Below are 22,253 nucleotides of genomic sequence, written 5' to 3'. Positions count from 1 at the left end.
ATGTAGAATTCAAAAATAGCGGAATAAGTTCAGAAAATATAATTGGATTCTAAACTTTGGAAAGTAATATGCTTACCGCATTCCCGCCGAACCCTACGGCATTGACCAAAACCTTTTTTATCGATTTAGGTTTGGATTCACTTTGGTGAAAAGGAACCGCAATAACCTTTTGATGCTGTAACATAAGCAGGGCCATTTCAATATTCAACATTCCGGATGCGCCAAAGGAGTGTCCTATTTTCCATTTATTGGTAGTCAAAAAAGGAAGATGGTTACAGAATACTTTTTGTATCGCGTTCATTTCCGATGCATCACCCTTTAGCGTGCCCGGTGCATGCATAACAATAACATCTACCTCTTCCTTGCGAGTATCCTTTAAGGCCATTTCCATGGATTTTTGGAAGCATTTGGCATTGGTAGAAATGGATACGTTGTGTTCCAAAAGCTCCGTCGCATAGCCAATTCCCTCGATTACCGCCAAAGCCCCATTTGAAATACCCTTTTCCAAACAGGCCACGGAAGCTCCTTCTCCCATTACCATGCTATTCCTTTTTTTGTCCAAATCCAGCGCCCTACAAGGATAGCTTCGACTACGCTCAGCTACCAAGGAATTTTCAGAATCGACCGAAGAAGCATATATTTTTAAAGCTTTCATCTGTGCAATGGTAAAAGGCGTCAAAGGCGCCTCACTCCCGCCTACCAAAAACCGATCGGCCATACCGCCTTGCAACCAGGCTACGCCGTTCAACAGTGCATGCAGCGCTGTGGAACAGGTGATGGAATGGGAAAATTCCGGACCCTGGTTTCCCAGATCGTGGGCCACCCATGAAGATATATTGCCCAAGGTGGTCGTAGGTGAAGCCAAGGAACTTAGTTTACCGTGCTTCAAAAAATCTTCATGGTAATGCTCAAGGAGACCTGTAGCGCCACGGGAAGACCCGATATTGATTCCAAACTTTGAGGTTTCAACTTTTTTGGACCATCCGGCAGATGCCACTGCCTTTCTTGATGCATTAAGGGCATACAAAACGCTTTTGTCCAAATGTTGGTATTTGGAATCCGAGTGTCGTAATTGCTCGATTTTTTCCGAAATAGTTTCGGGCAACCGTCCTACCCAAGTGGCATTCCCTTCAAAATTGGCAAGACTGAGCAAATGGTCATCGTTTTGATAGTTTCGCCAAACATCGTCCATGGTGTCGCCCAAGGGAGAAATGGAGGCTATTGCGGTTATGGATATTTTATCTATCGGTAATCCCATGTTATAAGCTATCCAACAGTTCGTAAATCACTTCATAAATCCGTTGCAACTGGTCATTGGTAATTACATAGGGCGGCAACACATAGATGGTATTCCCCAACGGTCTTAAAAGGACGCCACGGGCCATAAAAAAGTTGTACAATCGGTCCCGTAGATTGCCATAGCGTTCCGTTTCCGTATTCAAATCGAGGGCCAAAATCACGCCCATAGAACGGGCATTACGTACGTTTGGATGGTTCGCAACCTTGGCAACGAAGGTTTTATGTGCCGATGCAATGTAGTTCCTGAGCTCCAAAATTTCTGAAGAATTCAGGAGTTGGAGTCCCGCAAGGGCAGCGGCACAACCCAGTGGATGGGCACTATACGTATGGGCATGGAAAAACCCTTTTGCAACCTCGTCGCTCAAAAAGGCATCGAACACTTTTTGGGTACAACTGGTAATGCTAAGGGGAAACATCCCGGCAGTGAGGGCCTTGCTTAGGCACAGGATATCAGGCTTATTTTGTAGGTTATCCGAAGCAAAGTCTTTCCCGGTTTTGCCAAAACCCGTCATGACCTCATCGGCTATACATAGAACATCGTGTTCCTGACATTTTTCAATGAGCCTGTCCAAGCCTTCGGCAGAATGAAACTTCATGCCCGCAGCACCTTGGACCAAGGGTTCGAATACGAAGGCAGCACATTTCTCATTAGCAAGTATGGTCTCCAATTGCGCCATCACCTCCTCCATATTTTCCTTTTGGGGTACCGGAACCCGCTTTACCTTCAATAAAAAATCCTCAAAAGGACCGTTATAGGACGATAGCCCGGAAGCACTCATCGCCCCAAAGGTGTCACCATGAAAACCGTCCTCGAAAGCGACCAGGGTGTCCCTTATGTCGTTCCGGTTGTGATGGTACTGCAAGGCCATTTTTATGGCCGCCTCCACGGCCGTGGAGCCGTTATCGTTAAAAAATATCTTGGCCTGATTGCTGGGTAAAATGGCCATAAGTTTTTCGGAGAGTTTTACGGCAGGCTCATGCGTAAAGCCACTGAACATGACAAAGTCCAATTGGCTCATTTGTTCCGATATGGCCTTTGTAATATGTTTATTACCATGACCATATATGGCCGTATACCAGGAGGCAATACCATCAATATAAGAATTGCCCCTCTCGTCCCAAAACAAGGCACCCTCGGCCTTCACAATACCAATTCGAGCTACCGCCGTTTGGTGCTGTGTCAACGGATGCCAAAGGTATTTTTTATCCCGTTCCGATAGATTTTCCCCGTTCATAGAATTTAAGAATCCACAATTTATCTATCTTGCAAAGATGGGATGTAAACTACTACGGGGCAAGTACTCGAGGTAATTACATAAAACCAATGATAAATTTCGAGGTAAACCCAAGGGTATAATCCCCTGGGAGGAGCCAATAAAGTCAAATTTTTGATGAATCCAAGCATCCTAAAGGAATCCTTATTGGGCAATTCCCAGCTAAAAAGTAAAACCGTATTTCTTCTATTGACAGGGATTACATTTTTCATTCGGTTTCCTTTTTTCTTTAGGGATTATATAGATCGGGACGAGAGTACCTTTATTCTCTTGGGACAGTCCTGGGTAGACGGCTATTTACCCTACACACAACTTTGGGATTTAAAACCCCCTTTGACTTTTGCATTCTTTGCGTCTATTATCTTCCTATTTGGAAAAAGCTTTGTAGCCATAAGGCTTCTAGGCGCGTTACTGGTTGCCACAACCGCATTTTTTACTTATAAAATCACTTCGAAAATGACCACTACTCAGGTAGCTCTATGGTGTGGGATATTTTGTATTGTATTGCTTAGTCTTTTCGGAAGCTTACAAGGGGTAATGTCTGAACACCTATGTATGGCATTTTTTGTTCCTTCAATGTACCTAATTATATCGAAAAAAGGCCCCATATGGTTGCTACTGGCAGGTCTGCTTATGGGGATTGCGGTTATGGTGAAATTGAACATGGCCTACCCCGTACTTTTATTGGGCCTCTTTTTGGTCATAGAACTTTTCAATAAGCAAAAAAAAAGCACCCTTTGGAACGTCTTGGCTTTTGGCACAGGCGTTTTACTTGTAATCCTTTTGACGATTCTCCCTTACTACATGAGCGGTCAATTGGAGGTTTGGTGGAAGTCCGTTATCTTGGCCCCCTTGGAATACAGTGAAGCAAGAAGATTTTCACTCTTAAAATTGGCCCCGACCTTTATTGTAATCGGTGTTTTTCTCTTCTATTGTTGGAAGAATGCCATCATTTCGGTCAAGGACAGGACTTCACTAATCCTGTTCATGGCCATCTGCGGTGTACTTTTCTCCTTCTTTAAAGGAGGAAGAATCAATGGTCATTATCTGATTCAAATACACCCAATGCTGGTCATATTCCTCGGAATCTTCTTAAATCGTTTGTTCCTTCGAAACCGACTAAAAATATCCCGCAAACTCCTCTTCTTATTACTTTTGATACCGGCGGAAAGTTACATGGAATACGTAAATATCGTAAAGAACAAAATAGAGCGGGGCACATTTTTCAACGGTGAAGGGTTTACGGTTCCGAAATACATTTTGGAAAACAAACTGGAAACCGATACCATTTTTTTCTTAGGGTACCATATTGGGTATTGGAACCTTGGAGTTTTGCCCCCAACTTTGGCCGCCACACATCCCAGCAATATCTGTAGGGATGAACTTTATCCGTTCTTTGATAATCCGCGAAAAAATTCTTTGGAAGAACTCAAATATATCATGGAAGAAATCAAACCGAAAACCGTGGTGGTACGAAAGGGCCGACTTGTTTTTGACAGGGATGAATTTGAGGAGAATGAATATATAGACGCCTATTTGGCCAAACATTATACCGTAGCGGCTACCGTGGAAAAGGCAGAGATACTTCAGAGAAAGGAAATCAGTAAACAGTGATCAGTTGGCGGTTAACAGTTTTCAGATACCAGAAAACAGGGAGCAATTAGCGTTCAGCCTTTAGCCTTTAGCCTTTAGCCTTTAGCCTTTAGCCAAATTAGAAACTGATAACAAAAATGAATCAGTTGACTGGTGAAAAAGTTAGTTAGTGGGATAGTGGGATAGTTGTTGAACTAGAACCATTAACGAACAACCAAAAACCATGAACAATCTTATAGGCTCTCCAAAATGTGCTTGAACGCTCCGGCATAGCGAGCTATAACAGTTTTGTCCAGTCTGGGCTCCTCATCGATTCTACCGATCAAAGGAACTCCTGTCTTATGAAGTATGATTCTTTCCGTTTGGGGATTCTCCTTTCCATTGAACAATACAGAAACATCATAGCCTTTGTTCTGTAACCAACCTATCGTTAATAGGGTATGGTTGATACTTCCCAAATAATGTTTGGAAACCACCACGACCTTATACTCTGGCATGATGATGTCGAACATGGTATCTTCATCGTTTAGCGGAACCAAAAGTCCGCCAGCACCTTCTATTACCAAATTGTTGTCCGTCTTAGGTTCGTTGATGTGGAAACGATCTATTTTCACCCCGTCTATTTCGGCAGCGGCATGCGGACTCATGGCGGCTGTAAGCTCATAGCTGCTTGGCAAAATACGTGTCTTGTCGTTCGATATTAGATTTTTTACCGTATCGCTATCCGTGTGGTCCAGATCACCGGACTGTATGGGCTTCCAATAATCGGCCATTAGGGCTTCGGTTATGATGGCCGAAGCCACCGTTTTACCTACTCCCGTAGAAATACCTGTAACAAAAATCTTTTGCATACCTTATAACTTTGTCTTGCTACCTTAATGAAGGTTCACTGTGTTTTTTAAAACGCTATGTCAGATAACCCGAAAGCTATTCGCAATGGAATAATTGTAATTATCGAGTAATCATGCCACAATTTAGGCACTTATATTTTCTTTTCTCAAAAAAAGGAAAAAGTTTATAAAAAATCCCCTTCCTGTTATAATATACTTCAGATTTTCTAGCCTTGCAATTGGGACAGGTTACCGGATTGCCAAAATCGTCCAAAGCGTATGCCCTAACTTCATTGTAAATTTCCAAGGCCTGCTCCTTATCTTGGGCATAGACTAGCAACTTTACCCCTCCAATGGCATTACTTATCAGAGGATCGGAATTCAAGGTGTTCTCATCCCTCAGAAAAACCGGAATATCTTCTGATTCCAATTTTCCTTTTAAAATTTGCACATCGGCCACATATTCAAAAGAAGCAACATGATAAAATTTGTCCGTCATGCATTAAATATAATTTGACAATAATTGCAGCACCAAACCAATCTCTTCTTTAGAGTTGAAACTATGTAGGCAAAACCGTAACCGCTCTTTCCCTTCGGGAACCGTAGGAGAAAGTATGGCCTTCACATCAAAACCGTCGTCGTTCAATTTTTTGGAAATCTTCCGGATTTTTTCATTGCCCGGAATTATAACGGATTGAATAGCCGTATCACTGCCGATTAGATTACTGGACCACTTCTGCTTCCTCGCTTGACTCTTGAAATAGGAAATATTTTCAATAAGCTGGTCGCGCTGCGTCCCTCCCTCAAAAGTAAGAAATTCATAGGAAGATAAAATACCGACGATATGATGTGGAGGCAATGCCGTAGTATATATAAAACTCCGTGAAAAATTTATGAGAAAGTCCCTAAGGGCATTGCTGCCAAGTATGGCCGCACCATGGGTGCCCAAGGCTTTTCCAAACGTAACGATCCTTGCGAAGAGGGCCTTTTCCAATCCCAACTCCTGTACCAACCCAAGACCTTTTTTACCCATAACGCCAACGGCATGCGCCTCGTCCACGATCAGATGATATCCTTCCGAGGTACAAAAACTGGCCAATTGTTTTAGATCTGGAGAATCACCATCCATGGAGAATACGGATTCCGTGACCACATAAACATCGGAATCACCATTGTCAGAAATAGTCTTTTTTATTTTTTCCTTTAAATCCGACAGATCGTTATGCCCATATTTATAGCTCTTGGCATGGCTCAGTTGTAATCCGTCCCGGATACTGGCATGAATAAGTTCATCGTAAAAAACAAAGTCGCCCCGTTGTGGAACACATCCAAAAAAACCGATGTTGGCATCGTACCCCGAGTTAAACACCAATGCATTTTCAACATTATGGGTCTGCGCCAATACGGATTCCAATTCCTGGAACAGGACATGGTTCCCGGTCAATAACCTGGAGCCTGTAGCTCCGTTCTCACTGATATTATGCTTTAACAATAACTGAAAAGTCTTGGAGAAAAGGCTTTCGCTCTTGGCAAAACCCAAGTAATCGTTTGATGAGAGATCAATGGAACCATTTAAGGATGGTAGCGTCCTAAAGGTATGCTCCTTTTTTCTCTTTTCTAATAGACTCATAAGATTTGCAGGAAATTCAGTCATATGGTAAAAATAGCTTTATCCTATTATAGACGCATAATTACAGAATTTGTTATTGATTTTCACTAAAAAGTGCAAATCATTTAAGAAACGCTTACCAGACATACCCATTTTACACCAATTTAATGTAAAAAACTGATTTTTAATTACTTAATTAAATGTCAAAAATCATAAACTTAAATTAAAATTTAGCTTTAAATATACTTTTATAAAGAATAAACTTACTTTTGCCGCCTTTTTTATGAAGAATTTTCATAAGCTTAATTAAAGGTAATTCGATATTAAATTCATGGTATGAAGTCCAGCGAAATAATTTATAATAGATTGGAGATTTTGGAGGCGCTAGAAATTATGGGTTCCGATCCAGAAAAAATATACGATGACATTACCGCCCTAGCGGCATCAATATGTAACTCAGAAATTAGCTTAATAACCTTATTAGACGATAAAAAACAATTTTTTAAATCACGTCATAGGGTAGATATTAAAGAAACACAATTAGAGGTTTCCTTTTGTAAATATTTAATTACTGAAGATGTTGATCAATTGATAGTTGAGGACGCAAAAAAGGACGCGAGGTTTTCAAACAATACTCTCGTTGTAAATAGTCCCTATATTTCATTCTATGCAGGAATCTCCCTTAAATGGTCCAATGGTACGCGATTAGGTTCTTTATGCGTTTTGGACCCAGAACCCAAAAAACTGAGCGATCAACAAATAAAAGGATTGGAAACCTTGGCCCAGCAGGTTATCCATTTATTGGAATTGCGCCAAGCAAAGAAGGACGTTGACAAGAAAAAAGGAGAGCTTGAGAAAATTCTGAATTCGTCCTTGGATATTATATGCACCATCGACAGAAATGGCACTTTTTTAAGTGTTAACAATGCTTCTAAAAATATTTGGGGATATTGTCCTAGTGAACTAATTGGAAGAAATTACATGGATTTTGTTTATGAGAAGGATAGACAGAAAACAGAAATATCTTCTAAAGCAACCTTTTCCGGGAAGGAGACCTTAAATTTTGAAAACAGATATGTGCATAAGAATGGCTCATTGGTGTCCGTATTATGGTCTGCAAACTGGGACGAGCAGGACAAAACCATGTACTGCATCGCAAGGGATATAACGGAAAAGAAAAAGGTAAGTGAACATCTTGAACATAGTGAGCGTAGATTCAAGACCTTGGTTCAGGAAGGAAGCGACCTAATTGCAATCCTGGACAATGAAGCTAATTATAAATATGTAAGTCCAACTTCCACAAAAATCCTACAAATTACTCCTGAGGAATTTATCGGAAAAAATGCCTTTGATTTCATTCATCCAGATGACCAAGCCTCTGTTTACAATAGGTTCAAAGAAATTTTAGAAAAATCTCAAGTCACTATTGACCCCTTTCGTTTTAAAAATAAGAATAATGAGTGGCGATGGGTTGAGACTATAGCTACCAATCAAATGGACGAGCCCGCCTTAAATGGGATTGTGGCAAATTCAAGGGATGTAACGGAACGTGTCTTATATCTAAAGGCCATAGAGGAACAGAATAAGCGGTTAAAGGAAATTGCATGGACGCAATCACATATTTTTAGGGCCCCAGTGGCAAGAATAATGGGGTTGATAGAATTAATAAAAGACCATGATCTTACTTTAAAGGAGAAGGAGGAGATTCTGGATTTCATTGTTAAGTCTGCACAAGAAATTGATTCCATAATTAAGGATATAGTTGAGAATTCGTTCTATAATATCAAATCGAATAATTCCATAACAAAAGATGATTATTAAGTAAATTCCCACTAATTTTCTTTGGTCCTTGGCAAACCTCATACTAAAAATTGTCTTGGAAATTTTAGTTTCGGATAGATCAAAAGTCAATTCTTCCTCAGATTCATTTAAAGCCTAAGAAGGCCATTTAAATACAAAAACTATTTAAAGTATATATAGTGTTGTATTCTAATAAGGTCAGAATTTAAACATTTTATTAATGGGCAAAATAGATAAGGGTTAGCTTCAGTATATTAGCTGAAAAGATATCTATGCGCAATCCAATTTTAATTCTGCTTTCAATTTTTTGTCTGATTGAATTAAATTCCCAGACCAATCGCTATACCATTTCTTTTGAGAACGCCGTGCACCATGAAGCCTTCATAACGGCCACTTTTCCAAACATCACTACAGATACCCTCACGGTGCGTATGAGTAGAACTTCCCCGGGTAGATATGCCTTGCATGAGTTTGCCAAGAATATCTATGGGTTTAAGGCGTATGACGGTAAAGGAAATTTGCTCAAAGTACATAGACCGGATCCATATCAGTGGCAAGTTATGGGTCATGACGGTACCGTTAAAATCGAGTATCTATTATTCGCCAATCGTGGGGACGGCACGTATTCCCAAGTGGATGAAACCCATGCCCATTTGAATATTCCGGCCACATTCATGTATGCGCCAAGCTTGGAACTTCGGGACATTGAAGTAAGCTTTATTATAAGAAAAGACCTGAATTGGAAGGTGGCTACGCAATTGCCCTTGGTGTCCGGTACAACCTATGCCGCACCCAACGTACAGTATTTTATGGACAGCCCTGTGGAAATCAGCAATTTTGGTTTAAAGGAATTTCAGGTCGATGGGCAAACCATACAATTGGCACTACACCATCATGGCACCGAGGAAGAGCTCGAGACCTATTTTGAAAAAGTCAAGAAAGTAGTCCTTGCCGAGAAAGAAGTCTATGGGGAATTGCCTGATTTCGATTACGGCCGATATACCTTTCTTGCCTGTTACATTCCAAATGCTTCGGGCGATGGCATGGAGCATCGAAATTCGACCATTCTAACCAGCACAAGAGGATTGGCCAACGGTGGTATGGAAGGCAACATTGGAACCGTTTCCCACGAGTTTTTCCATGCTTGGAACGTGGAAAGGATTCGGCCCCAATCGCTGGAACCCTTTGATTTTGAAGAAGCGAATATGAGCGGGGCCCTTTGGTTTGCCGAAGGTTTTACCAGCTATTACACGAATCTTATATTGTGCCGGGCCGGATTGATTTCGCCAAAGGAATATATAGAAGGTTTAACGGGAACCTTTAACTACGTTTGGAAATCGCCCGCCACCCAATTCTTCAATCCCATTGAAATGAGCTATCAGGCTCCGTTTGTGGACGCTGCTACTTCAGTAGACCCCGTAAATAGGGAAAACACGTTTATTTCTTACTACTCGTACGGAAGCGTTCTTGGATTGGCTCTGGATCTATCGCTTCGGGAAAGAGGGCTGAACCTGGATGATTTTATGAAGCTTGTCTGGAATAAATATGGCAAGACACAAACACCGTATACAATTGAAGACTTACAGAATACATTAAACGAATATGCCGGAAAGGAGTTTGGGGAAGCCTTTTTTGGTTCCTATATCTATAAGAGTGAAATGCCGGATTACGAATCCCTTTTTGACAGGGTTGGGGTTGATCTTACCACTAATCCCAATATCCCATATCTGGGTATCTCGGCACGATTGAACGGAGATGGAAATGGCGAGATTACCACAAACCCCAAAATGGGAAGTCCCGCTTACGAAGCCGGTTTGGACAAAGGGGATGTCATTATGGCCATCAACGGGGAAAAATTCCCCGATGGCATGCAGTTCGATGCCTTTATATCACAGTTCAAGCCTGAAGACGTTCTAAAAGTTGATTTTGAAAGATTTGGCCTTCCAAAAAGTACAAATGTAACCTTGCGACCAAGTTCCATGTACACGATAGTTGCCAAGGAAGACGAAGCACTTACCAAAAAACAAAGCAATGCTAGAAAAGAATGGTTGAAACTGCCATAAATGGATATAAATTACTGTCGTGCCACTGCGGACGAGGAATTGCGGGGCATATTATTGCTTCAACAGAAAAATGCTTTGGATTCACTAACCGATGAGGAAAAGCAACAAGAGGGCTTTGTAACCGTCATCCATACATTTGATTTGTTAAAGCGGATGAATACGGATTGTCCACATATCATTGCAAAAGTCAATGATAAAGTCATAGGTTACGCCTTATGCATGACACGGAACTTCGGTACCGATATTCTGCTACTGGCCCCGATGTTCGAAACGGCGGATACCCTCTTACCCGGAAAAAAGTATTTGGCCATGGGACAAATCTGTGTTGCTAAGGAATATAGGGCACAAGGGGTTTTTAGGGGTATGTATACCTATTACCGCCAAGCACTTGAGAAAGACTACGATGGCCTCCTTACCGAAGTTGCCACCAACAACCAACGTTCCTTGAACGCCCATTTGAGTGTAGGCTTTGAAATTTTACAAACCCACGTATCCGAAGATATTTCCTGGGAATTGGTCTTTTGGGATTGGAGGTGAATAAAGGGAATCCAGATGTTGCAAAAAAAAACAATTAGCCAGGTATCTTTCTAATCTTAAAGGCCTTCCGTCAAGACCTTCCTCTTATCATGCGGGTCAGATGCATCCCAAAGATCCACTTTTAAAAATTTTGCGATTTCATCGCACATATTTAATGCAACCTCATCATCATAGCTAAAATAGACACGTTTTCGGCCTCCTCTTTGTAACCATAAATTCACTTCATATCTTACAGGAGCCTTTCTGTCAAAGTTGATGGAACGTGTTTTATGCGCTTTAAAAACAGAAATATAGTCAACAGGGGGCAATTCCTCCCATTTTCCAAATCCAAACCGACCTATATGCCAACGCGTTTGAAGCCTTTTGTTTGCTTTATCCAAAACTATGCTGGTACTTTTACTTAAAAGTACACCCATTCCGGCCATAACTATAGCCATGTACAAATTCCCTACCTGAAATTTTTGATAAACAAATCCAGGTCGTAACAAATTATGTCCCGTTATAAAAATACTTAGGAAAAAAATTAAAAGGCTAAAGGCCAAAGCACCCATGATCAATTGTAATACAGGTGGCCTGCCTTCAATTATTTCCAGTTTGTCCTTGTTAGTCAGAATTAAACAATTTAATATCGTAATATAAAAAAACCAACTCTTTCGAGTTGGTTTTTTTATTTCCAGTTCCCCTCCTTTGGAGGGGTTAGGGGAGGATTAATCCGCCAATACGATTACTTTATTGTCCTTAAGTTCCACGGTACCACTGGAAATCTCCAAAACCGTATTCCCATCTTGGTCCTTAGTGAACTTGGAAGCATAGTCCTCCTCGATATGCATAGTGCCCTTTACCTTCACTTTTCCCTCCTGTAAAAGGGATACAATAGGGGCGTGGTTCTGCAACATCTGAAACTCGCCGTTGATTCCCGGTACGGTTACGGATATTACTTCTCCGGAAAATAAAGTTGCTTCGGGCGATACTATTTCTAAATACATACTTCTCTAGTTCTAAGTTTTAAGTTAAAAGCTCAAGTATCAAAATCTATGAACCAAAAACTTTAAACTATTAACAATCTACGCTTCGGCAAGCATTTTTTCTCCTGCTTCAATAGCATCCTCGATAGTTCCCTTCAAGTTAAATGCCGATTCTGGCAAGTGGTCCAATTCACCATCCATAATCATATTGAAACCTTTGATAGCATCCTTTATATCTACCAAAACTCCTGGGATACCCGTAAACTGTTCCGCCACATGGAACGGCTGGGAAAGGAAACGCTGTACACGTCTGGCCCTACCTACGGCCAATTTATCCTCTTCGGACAATTCCTCCATACCCAAAATGGCGATGATATCCTGTAATTCCTTATAACGCTGTAACAACTCTTTAACACGTTGCGCACATGCATAATGATCCTTACCCAAAATTTCAGGTGTCAAAATCCTGGACGTAGAATCCAAGGGATCCACGGCAGGGTAGATACCCAACTCCGCAATTTTTCTGGAAAGTACGGTATTTGCATCCAAGTGTGCAAATGTCGTAGCAGGAGCGGGATCCGTTAAGTCATCCGCAGGTACGTATACCGCCTGAACAGAAGTAATGGAACCCCTTTTGGTTGAAGTAATACGCTCTTGCATAGCACCCATCTCGGTGGCCAAAGTTGGTTGGTAACCTACCGCTGAGGGCATACGGCCTAATAGTGCAGATACCTCAGAACCAGCTTGTGTAAATCGGAAGATATTATCTACAAAGAACAATACATCTTTCCCTTGTCCTTCCCCTGAACCATCTCGGAAATATTCGGCAATTGTCAACCCGGAAAGCGCCACACGTGCACGTGCTCCCGGTGGTTCGTTCATCTGACCGAAAACAAACGTTGCTTTGGAATCCTTCATGGCCTTCTTATCCACTTTGGACAAGTCCCATCCACCATCTTCCATGGAGTGCATGAAGTCCTCACCATATTTGATAATGCCTGATTCCAGCATCTCACGAAGCAAATCATTTCCTTCACGGGTTCTTTCACCAACTCCAGCGAACACGGAAAGCCCACCGTGTCCCTTTGCGATATTGTTTATCAATTCCTGGATCAAAACGGTTTTACCTACACCGGCACCTCCAAAAAGACCAATTTTACCACCTTTCGCATAAGGTTCGATCAAGTCGATCACCTTAATACCCGTGAACAAAACCTCTGTAGAGGTTGAAAGGTCTTCAAATTTTGGTGCTTCCCTGTGAATGGGAAGACCATTTTTTCCTTCTTTTGGCAAATTGCCCAAACCATCAATAGCATCTCCAATAACATTGAACAGACGTCCGTAAACATCGTCCCCAATGGGCATTTGAATCGCGGCTCCTGTTGCAACCACCTCAGTCCCCCTGCTAAGTCCATCGGTAGAATCCATGGAAATTGTCCTAACGGTGTTTTCCCCAACATGTGATTGAACTTCCAAAACCAATTTTGAATTGTCCTTATTGGTTATCTCCAAGGAATCGTAGATTTTAGGAAGATCTTCTCCCGACTGAAATTCTACATCCACCACGGGCCCAATGATTTGCGAAACTTTGCCTGTAACTTTTGACATTACTAATCTGTTTATATATTACTTAAAAAATGCTCTGATTTTCAGGCTGCAAAGATATGTCTTTCAATTTTAAACAAAAATTGTTTTTTTGGGTTTTTTACAAAACAAAAAAGATGCACTTAAATGCATCTTTTTGTTACTTTTTTAAACCCAATACTTATTGAAGCGTAGGCGAAAAATTGGTAGGATACTCCCCAACATTTACCAAGTTTCCTGAATCCTCAAAGTTGGAACCATAGGTAGCATCAATGGCCTTCATAAACTCATTGGCGATCAAGGCATATCCCCTGGCCGTTGGATGGATACCATCCAAGGAAAACGCGCCTCCAGTTACCAAACTTGCGGTCAAGGTATATTGCCCGCTCGTGATGCCTCCATTTGCCAGTTGGTTCAACAAAGCATTGGCATCCACGAATGCCAAGCCTGCCTGACTGGCCGCTGCCGATATAATCGCGTTAAAAGCGTCGGTCGCATTCGCAATTTCAGTCTGTTCCTCCGGAGTCAACACCCATTTATCCGCCAAAGGCAAACTTACTCCCTCAACGGAGAACTGGCCGGCCAAAGTAGCCGATAGACCCTGGGCCACCAAGGCACCTGCCGCCTCCATGTTGACCGTTCCAATAACCGTACTGCTGGGCAGCACAAAAAGATCATCCGCAGTGGCCTGCCTCGCCTGACCATAGGTAGTACCCAACAGACCTGCAACCAGAGGAGCCGCCTGTGCAGGCAAGCCAAACTGTTGTACGAAAATAGGGAAACCTGGGTTGGCATTTAAAGCCCCTGTTATCTGGGCCGAAAAATCGGTAAGGCTTTCATCCCGTATTACCACGGCATTTGCCTCTGTTGTAGAGAAGCTTATAATCCTCTCCGTAGCGCCCAAAGCTGTAAAAATCTGATTTAAGGCACCAAAAATGGTGTTCAATGTCGGGATTTGGGCCGCGAAATCAGGATTGGATGGATCTAATGCGTTGAACGGTACCGTAGTAAAATGAGGTATACTTGTAACATCTGGAATATTTGCAACCACACCTTGAGCGCCAGTAGCTGCCAATGTCTGGATCAGGGCGCCATAGGTATTTGCAAAACCAACCCCCGGTGGGCCATCGATCGGGGTTATTGGGTCAGTGCCATCACCTCCCGTAGTGGCATAGCCAAGAACGTCATTGTTCCCGATCCATAAGGAAAAGAATGTTGGGGACTGACTTGCCGCCATTTCCAAAACACTGATATTTGGATTTGAACCGGTCATCCTCACAAAGTAAGGATTGGCAAGTCCAAGGGATACATTGCCCAAATTCCCATATCCGGGAGCCAACAAATGAAAACTTTTTGCCCCAGGTACACCTAGATTATTGAAAGGCCCGGTTGGATTGTTCAATGCTATATCAGTCCCTACGGTAACAGGACCAATAACCGACTCCAGCGGTACAGGTCCGGCCCCACCAAACACCAATCTTGGTCCTTGAATTCGATTACCGCCTGCGGCCAACCCACCAAAGTTATCGCTGGTTAGTGGCTGTACAAAATCACCACCACCTACCATGGCAAACTTTTGGGATAGAATATTGGGCGTTGAGAAATTTTGGCCTGCTTGGAACAAGGCTCCATCCGTAAAACCGGCCGTTAGGGAATTTCCCAAAGAAACATAATTTGAAAAATCAGCTGAGCCTGCCGTAAGTTCCGGTTTGGCTTCAGGTTCAATAATTGGGTCCAGATATACATCCTCCGGGTCGTTACAATTGGTAAAGACCAATAGAAGGGAGGATAAAAATATATAGGTTATTCTTTTCATTTCTAAACGGAATTTAAATTTCATTTTTAGTTGTTGATTGTCCATGACAGATAATACATGGACCCGATAAATCCGGTTCCGAAGGCAGTAAAGTATTCATCGCCCAACAAGTTGTTACCACCAATCTTAAAGGTAGATTTTATGCTAGGTACAGTGTAATTAATCTGTGCATCCACCACATGGAATTCCGGAACGACCCCATTACCAAAAGTGGCCTCCCAGTAGTAATCATCGCTGAACCTGTAGTTAACATTGAAACCAAAATTTTTGAACAGTTCCGCGTTACCAAAAGAGGCCTTAAACTGATGCTCTGGTGTGTTAAAGCCTACTTGAAAGTCAGGATTAGCGACCCTATCAAAATCCAATTTGGCATAGGTATAACTTCCGCTAAGGTCAAAGTCTCCTAAGACTTTGGCCGTTAGTCCTAAAGACGCCCCATAAGAATTGATATCCACATCTGAATTGGTATAGGCCTGATAGGTCTGAAAGTCACCATTAGAAATAGCGGCTACGGACAACGCGCCATCACCTACGGTACCGTAATAAGGTGCGATAACATTTTCTGGTGCCAAGAAGTTACTGTAGCTATTGTAATAAGCACTAAAATCTATAACCAATTTTTTTACCTTGCCTCGATATCCTATTTCTACCGAGGTAACTTGTTCGGGCTGTACCACATCAGGATTGGCTATTTCCAAAACCGCAGGATTTCCAGTTTCGGACAATCTTATAACCGATTCCGCTGAATATGAATTTTCATAAGCGGCCCTACCAGTTTGGACGATACTTGATGGCTGGCCCAACAATTGTCCACCTCCACTTACTTCAAAAGTTCTTTGATACCTGTCCAAATTATCAGGTGCGGCACCCACCAAAATGGCTCTACCAGCATCCAAGCCAATAAAAAGGTCTTGGGTCGTTGGGTTTCTGAAACCTGTTTGGATAGAAGCCCTAATGTTATGGTCTCTATTTAAGGAATAACCCGCAGAAAACCTAGGCGAGAAAAATCCATCAAAGAATTCGTTCTTATCATATCGGACGGAGGCAGTCAATTTTAAGCTTTTTTCATTGGCCATTTCAATTTTCTTTTGAACTTGGGTGTACAAACCAAATTCCGAATAATCGATGGGGCCATCAGCGTCCGTATAAATAGTTCCAAAAGAATTTAAACTGTATTGCCTGTATGAACCACCGATTTGAACTTCTGCCCAGTCCCATAAATGACCAAAGTTATAGTTCGCATCTGAGTGATAGTACTTTGAGGCGTCCCTAAACTGAGAACCTCTGGAAAGATCAGGATTTCTTATTACTCGATCAAAGGCCGCTTGAAATTCTGGGGTACCGGGTAAATATCTCCCGGATTCTGCCTGTGCCCTTGCGGCGGCATGGGCCTGTTCCTCGGTGGCACCGGCTAAGGTCGCTTGGACAAAAGTACCTGTATATTCGCCAAACCATGTGTTGTCATCCTTCCAAGATCGGTTTATGTTGATTCCTGTAAAAACCATATCATAGGAATCGCCAGCTTTATCCGAAACTAAATAACCTCTAAGGAAGAAATTATCGTTTCTAAGTTCCAACTTGTGCTGCTCCTGGAAAAAGTTCGCAATATTATATCGGTTGGTACCTTGGTATATGGTATTTCCCGTGCCAATTTTACCAACATAGGAAAGTTCCAGGTTGTTGCCCTCTATCGGTCTATAATAAAGTCCCCAATCGGATTTAATACTTCGGGCAGTATAGTTTGTCAAATCGCTTTCGTTATACCCTGTACGGCTTACCTCCACGGAAGGCACCAAGGCGTTCGCACCGTTAGGAAGAATTCCCAATCCCTCCAAGGTTACGGCCACGTCCTTTATATCCGTAGAAACCTCATCCCCATATACGTTGATACCGTCATAATTTAAGGCATCCCTTGTACGGCCCGGAACAAACTTGTCGACCGTACTGGTCGCTGCCCAGTCGGTACCGTCCAAATACCCAAAATTCCATTTAATGGCAAACTTATCGCTAAACTTATGGGCGGCACGTACCCCAACATCCGTGTAGGAGTTTGTTCCAGCGGCTTCCTGGGAAGTGACCCCTTGTTTTACCGATACGCTAATCCCTTGATAATCAAAGGGACTTTTACTTCTCATAAAGAGAATCCCATTGAAAGCATTGGCTCCATATAAAGCCGATGCAGCTCCTGGCAATAGTTCCACACTTAACACATCGGTCTCAATCATACCCACCAAGTTTCCAATAGGAAAGTTCAAGGCGGGCGTGGAATTGTCCATTCCATCCACCAACTGCATAAAACGGGTGTTGGCGAATGTTGCGAAACCTCTAGTGTTGACCGATTTAAATGTTAAACTATTGGTGTTCACGTCTACACCCTTTAGGTTTTCAAGCCCACTGTAAAAATCGGCCGAAGCCGTATTTTTTATGGTTTCGATACCCATTCTTTCTACGGTTACCGGAGATTCAAAAATCCGTTCCGGGGTTCGCGAAGCGGAAATTACCACCTCGTCCAAAAACGTCTGTGCTTCGGAAAGAACTACCCGAAGTGTTTGATTGTTGGAAGTAATGTTTTCGAGTCCATCAGTATAACCAATACTGGTAATACTTAACTGAAAGGGGGGCTCTTCTGATGTCTGCAATATAAAATTACCATCAAAATCGGTTGTGGTCCCAATTGCCTTGCCTACAATTACGATATTGGCACCTGGAATCGGTTCGCCGTTTTGGTCAACGACATTTCCATTGATCGTTGTTTGTGCATAGCCTGATGCCCCAAACAAAACCAATGCTAACAGTAGTATTGTTCTCATTCTTAATTTGAGTTAGAATTTTAGTGTGATGAAGATACAGATAATTTTATATGAAAAATAGGAATTTGAAAAAAATTATGCATGCATAGTATTATTTTGATAATTTACGATGCCGATTTTGATGGTTTTAGTATTCCACCAATAAAAAAAGGACGCAAAATTGCGTCCTTTAGATTTTATTAAATTCGATTTTACTCTACAGTAACTGACTTGGCCAAGTTTCTTGGTTGGTCTACATTACAACCTCGCATGACCGCTATATGGTATGAAAGTAATTGTAAGGGTATGGTAGTCAATAAAGGTGAAAGACTTTCCAAGGTTTCTGGAACCTCAATAACATGGTCCGCCAATTCCTTTACTTGCTCATCACCTTCGGTAACGATCGCTATGATTTTTCCCTTTCTGGATTTTATTTCCTGGATGTTACTGACCACTTTTTCATAATGTCCCTTTTTTGTTGCAATAACAAAAACGGGCATTTGTTCGTCTATCAAGGCAATAGGACCGTGCTTCATTTCTGCAGCAGGATAGCCTTCCGCGTGAATATAGCTGATTTCCTTAAGTTTCAAAGCACCTTCCAAGGCAACCGGAAAATTGTACCCCCTACCTAAATAAAGACAATTGGAAGAGTCCTTGTATACATCTGAAATAACCTCGATCAAAGGATTCGCCTCCAGTGCTTTTTCAACCTTATTAGGGATGGTCTCGAGCTCGGTAAGGAATTCGTGGAACTTTGTTTCCGAAAAAGTTCCTTTCTCCTTGGCCAGTTTTAGGGCCAACAAAGTCAATACCGTAATCTGGGTAGTAAAGGCTTTTGTGGATGCCACCCCGATTTCTGGACCGGCATGCGTATAGGCTCCGGCATCTGATTCGCGCGCTATGGAGGAACCTACAACGTTACATACCCCAAAAACAAAGGCTCCTTTCTCCTTGGCCAACTTTATGGCTGCCAAGGTATCTGCAGTTTCACCGGATTGGGAAATGGCAATTAACACATCCTTTTCCGTAATAACAGGATTTCGGTATCTAAATTCCGAAGCGTACTCTACTTCAACGGGAATCCTGGCCAAATCCTCAAAAATATATTCTGCCACAAGACCGGCATGCCAAGAGGTACCGCAGGCTACAATAATGATTCTATTGGCATTCATGAACTTTTCCAAGTTCTGGTCGATTCCTGCCATGCGAATGATTCCTTGATCGGCCAAGAGTCTTCCCCTATAGGTATCCTTTATGGCCCTTGGCTGTTCATATATTTCCTTCAACATGAAATGATCGTAGCCTCCTTTTTCAATTTCCTCCAAATTCATTTGAAGTTCTAAAATCCGTGGATAGGCAACGGCATCATTTTTGATCTTTCTAAGTTTTATCTCCTTACCGAGTCGTACTATGGCCATCTCTTCATCTTCCAAATAGACGGCGTTATTTGTGAATTCGATAAAAGGGGACGCATCGGAAGCTATAAAGAATTCATTCTCCCCTATTCCGATAGCCAAAGGACTTCCCAATTTCGCAACTACGATTTCATCTGGCTTCCTTCTATCGAAAACTGCGATGGCATATGCCCCAACTACTTGGTTCAAAGCTATTTGGACGGCCTGGCCCAATTTGACATCCTCTGTTTTCTTCACTTCCTCAATAAGATTTACCAAAACCTCCGTATCCGTATCCGAGGCAAAAGTATATCCCCTTTTGGTCAACTCCTTTTTAATGGATTCATAGTTCTCGATAATTCCATTGTGTATGATGACCAAATCACCGGAATTGGAGTAGTGTGGATGGGAATTCACGTCGTTGGGTACCCCATGCGTTGCCCATCTTGTATGACCGATACCTATAGAACCTTCTTGGGAAATACTGTTAGCCTTCTGCTTTAAATCCTCGACCTTGCCCTTAGTCTTTACCAAATTGATTTGACTGCCATCAAATAAGGCAATCCCAGCACTATCATATCCCCGATACTCCAAGCGCTGTAATCCTTTTATGATTATTGGGAAGGCATCCCTATGTCCAATGTAGCCGACTATTCCGCACATATTATATTATTAAATTATAAAAGTAGTTCAAATTTAATCCAACGAACAAAAGTTCAATAAGTTATCAGTTTATTGAACGAATAAATCCTTTAAAGTGTATACATTAAATGAAAAAAATCTGATAGGCTCTTATAAAGTACCTACTCCGTTCTAGTATAACTTATTTCCAACCTTAATCTTTTATCATAATTTGGGTCGGATTCCGGGATATTACTCCCGAACAAAACAGTACCTAAGGGTGTTAGATTGGAGGTCACGGGAATATCCTCTTCAACACCATTGGCAAAAATGGCATTTGTGACATTTGATATTTGAATATTCGTAGTAAGCGTTAAACCCAATGTACTATTTACAGAATCCCTAACGATAAGGTTATTTATATGGTCCGTGATTCTAACCGTATATTTTACCCCAAGGCCATTTTCCTCCACAAGGACCCCATCATAATTTGGGTATGTTGCAAGTGGATTTAGGGAACTTGGTAGTGGTTCTGTGTTCACATTGTACAAAGGACTATTAGTTTCTGAATTATACAAATAGAGACGGGGTGGTTCTGCAGGTTCAGCACCCATACCTGGATAACTCCTATCCACATAAAATACAAGATTGGCTTCGTTAATTATCCAATTGTTGGCCCGTATTTGCTCCAATATATTTTCGGCGTTGTCTGGCTCAAAAAGTTCTATTTCAGACGTGATACCTGCACCCCCCTTCAAGAATATTCTGGATGCATTCATTTTGGAATCAAAGGAATCTAAAACATCTTGTGGATAATTTTCGTTCATAAAAGTATTCACGGCATTTCCTGAAAAACCAGCTGCAGCAGTGCCCGTCAATAGGTTTAAGGTAAATGTGCCCTCACGTTCTTCCGCCTCGCCCAGTTCAGAGTCGTAAGCTAGATAAGAGTAGTTGATGGTAATATTGGCTTGTGTCAAGTCCAACAGCAATAGTGTTGGATCGCCAATCGATTCCAATAATGATAAATGGATACCTCTAATAAATTCCGAAAAATTCGACTGACTCAAAAGCTCAGGCTTACCTTCCATATCCAAAATGTTATCCTGAAAAAATTCGGTATCCAAAGGCACGCGAATACCAGGGTCCAATTTCGTAAAGATTAAAGACTCATCCGTATCTTCCGTATCTTCATCATCCTCGCCAGGTATTAATATTTCCCTGTTATCTACAGTAATTTCTCCATCCATATCCGAGTCGTACAATACGTCTGAAACGAAGGTTGGTGCAAATTGTTGGCTAGAATAATATTGTTGCGCTTCTTGAAAATTGGTGTTAGGATCCAAATCCCTTAGAAAATATGTAGAACGCTGAACTTTTAAACCTATGGCTACAGGTTTGACCACATCATCATAATTCTTTGCATTCACATAAATGCTGTCCAAATCTACCGTAGTGGGAAAATTATTTGCAAATATTTGGGAATCATCAGTGTCGTTGAGTCCATCCAAATCCAAATCCACACTTTGGTCATCCAAGGGATCTGTATTGGCCGTTCTTTCTTCAGCATTTGTGGCTCCATCACCATCACTATCATTCGTTGGATCCTCAGGAAGATCATCAAACTCATCGGCTACACCATCATTATCAGTGTCCCTTGAAATCGCCTTGGTTAAATACGGGATATAAAGGTAGACTTCCTTCACGGTTTCCTGTTCATTAATGGTAGTCGCCGAGTCGTCATTTTCAGCATCATCCTCGATTCTTTGGGAAAGCACCCCAAATGTGGGGTTGGTAGTTGGTAAATTTAGCTGCGATGTAATAGTAGCTGTTGTCTTGCCATAAACGGGATCATTGTAGATTCCAAGTTGGTAAATCGGCAGTTTATTTGTTCTTACCGCTTCAATATTGCGGTTATATGCAAAGACATCGTACACCTCTTTTCCTGTTGAAAATGGGTTTTCACCTGTTACTCCTGCACCTATGGTAGTGAGGTCTTGTTCGCAGGAAAAAAATATCGTACATATTATGAAAACCCCAAATAATAGGGGTAAAGCCCGCTTATGAAAAATGTTCATTCAG

The 22,253-nt window shown here is 41.8% G+C and carries 16 protein-coding genes; 4 read left to right on the top strand and 12 right to left on the bottom strand.

The window, feature by feature from the left end; translation table 11 throughout:
- Positions 1-49: 49 nt before the first annotated feature.
- Entirely contained in the window at positions 50-1,258 is a 1,209-nt protein-coding gene (locus F0361_RS07990) for a beta-ketoacyl synthase N-terminal-like domain-containing protein (protein ID WP_154917947.1), read from the bottom strand.
- 1 nt (position 1,259) lies between these two features.
- Entirely contained in the window at positions 1,260-2,534 is a 1,275-nt protein-coding gene (gene bioA, locus F0361_RS07985) for an adenosylmethionine--8-amino-7-oxononanoate transaminase (protein WP_154917946.1), read from the bottom strand.
- 156 nt (positions 2,535-2,690) lie between these two features.
- Here bioA and F0361_RS07980 point away from each other — a divergent pair, with 156 nt between their 5' ends.
- The gene (locus F0361_RS07980; RefSeq protein ID WP_154917945.1) at positions 2,691-4,187 is read left to right on the top strand and encodes an ArnT family glycosyltransferase; all 1,497 of its coding nucleotides are present in this window, start codon (positions 2,691-2,693) and stop codon (positions 4,185-4,187) included.
- A gap of 212 nt (positions 4,188-4,399) precedes the next feature.
- Here F0361_RS07980 and bioD read toward each other — a convergent pair whose 3' ends face one another.
- The 3 genes from bioD to F0361_RS07965 all read right to left on the bottom strand — a co-directional run bounded on the left by bioD (position 4,400) and on the right by F0361_RS07965 (position 6,626).
- On the bottom strand, positions 4,400-5,017 hold the full coding sequence (gene bioD, locus F0361_RS07975) for a dethiobiotin synthase (RefSeq protein WP_154917944.1): 618 nt from the start codon (positions 5,015-5,017) through the stop codon (positions 4,400-4,402).
- A 100-nt stretch (positions 5,018-5,117) separates the two neighbouring features.
- Positions 5,118-5,495, bottom strand: a complete 378-nt coding sequence (locus F0361_RS07970) for a putative signal transducing protein (RefSeq protein ID WP_154917943.1) — start codon at positions 5,493-5,495, stop codon at positions 5,118-5,120.
- Between the two features lie 3 nt (positions 5,496-5,498).
- On the bottom strand, positions 5,499-6,626 hold the full coding sequence (locus F0361_RS07965; RefSeq protein ID WP_246160837.1) for an aminotransferase class I/II-fold pyridoxal phosphate-dependent enzyme: 1,128 nt from the start codon (positions 6,624-6,626) through the stop codon (positions 5,499-5,501).
- 315 nt (positions 6,627-6,941) lie between these two features.
- Here F0361_RS07965 and F0361_RS07960 point away from each other — a divergent pair, with 315 nt between their 5' ends.
- The 3 genes from F0361_RS07960 (at position 6,942) to F0361_RS07950 (ending at position 11,005) form a co-directional block, all read left to right on the top strand.
- A complete protein-coding gene (locus F0361_RS07960; protein ID WP_154917941.1) occupies positions 6,942-8,426 on the top strand; it encodes a PAS domain S-box protein in 1,485 nt (494 codons plus the stop codon).
- A gap of 251 nt (positions 8,427-8,677) precedes the next feature.
- Positions 8,678-10,468 carry a M61 family metallopeptidase gene (locus tag F0361_RS07955; RefSeq protein ID WP_154917940.1) on the top strand — a complete coding sequence of 597 codons (1,791 nt, stop codon included), beginning with the start codon at positions 8,678-8,680 and terminating at the stop codon, positions 10,466-10,468.
- Positions 10,469-11,005 (top strand): GNAT family N-acetyltransferase, encoded by a 537-nt coding sequence (locus tag F0361_RS07950; RefSeq protein ID WP_154917939.1) that lies wholly within the window; start codon positions 10,469-10,471, stop codon positions 11,003-11,005.
- A gap of 56 nt (positions 11,006-11,061) precedes the next feature.
- On the opposite strand, the gene F0361_RS07945 is transcribed toward F0361_RS07950, so the two are convergent.
- The 7 genes from F0361_RS07945 to F0361_RS07915 all read right to left on the bottom strand — a co-directional run bounded on the left by F0361_RS07945 (position 11,062) and on the right by F0361_RS07915 (position 22,249).
- A complete protein-coding gene (locus tag F0361_RS07945) occupies positions 11,062-11,442 on the bottom strand; it encodes a hypothetical protein (protein WP_154917938.1) in 381 nt (126 codons plus the stop codon).
- A 270-nt stretch (positions 11,443-11,712) separates the two neighbouring features.
- Positions 11,713-11,991, bottom strand: a complete 279-nt coding sequence (locus F0361_RS07940) for a F0F1 ATP synthase subunit epsilon (RefSeq protein WP_138256886.1) — start codon at positions 11,989-11,991, stop codon at positions 11,713-11,715.
- A gap of 78 nt (positions 11,992-12,069) precedes the next feature.
- Positions 12,070-13,578 (bottom strand): F0F1 ATP synthase subunit beta, encoded by a 1,509-nt coding sequence (atpD, locus tag F0361_RS07935; protein WP_138256885.1) that lies wholly within the window; start codon positions 13,576-13,578, stop codon positions 12,070-12,072.
- A gap of 157 nt (positions 13,579-13,735) precedes the next feature.
- Positions 13,736-15,370 carry an SGNH/GDSL hydrolase family protein gene (locus tag F0361_RS07930; RefSeq protein WP_154917937.1) on the bottom strand — a complete coding sequence of 545 codons (1,635 nt, stop codon included), beginning with the start codon at positions 15,368-15,370 and terminating at the stop codon, positions 13,736-13,738.
- A gap of 26 nt (positions 15,371-15,396) precedes the next feature.
- Positions 15,397-18,180, bottom strand: coding sequence for a TonB-dependent receptor (locus tag F0361_RS07925; RefSeq protein ID WP_154917936.1), 2,784 nt, complete (start codon positions 18,178-18,180; stop codon positions 15,397-15,399).
- A gap of 191 nt (positions 18,181-18,371) precedes the next feature.
- Entirely contained in the window at positions 18,372-20,216 is a 1,845-nt protein-coding gene (gene glmS / locus F0361_RS07920) for a glutamine--fructose-6-phosphate transaminase (isomerizing) (protein ID WP_154917935.1), read from the bottom strand.
- Between the two features lie 140 nt (positions 20,217-20,356).
- Positions 20,357-22,249 (bottom strand): DUF4270 family protein, encoded by a 1,893-nt coding sequence (locus F0361_RS07915; RefSeq protein WP_154917934.1) that lies wholly within the window; start codon positions 22,247-22,249, stop codon positions 20,357-20,359.
- Between the last annotated feature and the right edge of the window lie 4 nt (positions 22,250-22,253).

The sequence above is a fragment of the Maribacter flavus genome, from assembly GCF_008386635.1.
Taxonomy (GTDB): Bacteria; Bacteroidota; Bacteroidia; order Flavobacteriales; family Flavobacteriaceae; genus Maribacter; species Maribacter flavus.
Note: the sequence above shows the minus strand (reverse complement) of the source record. Positions and strands in the feature narration are given on the sequence as shown.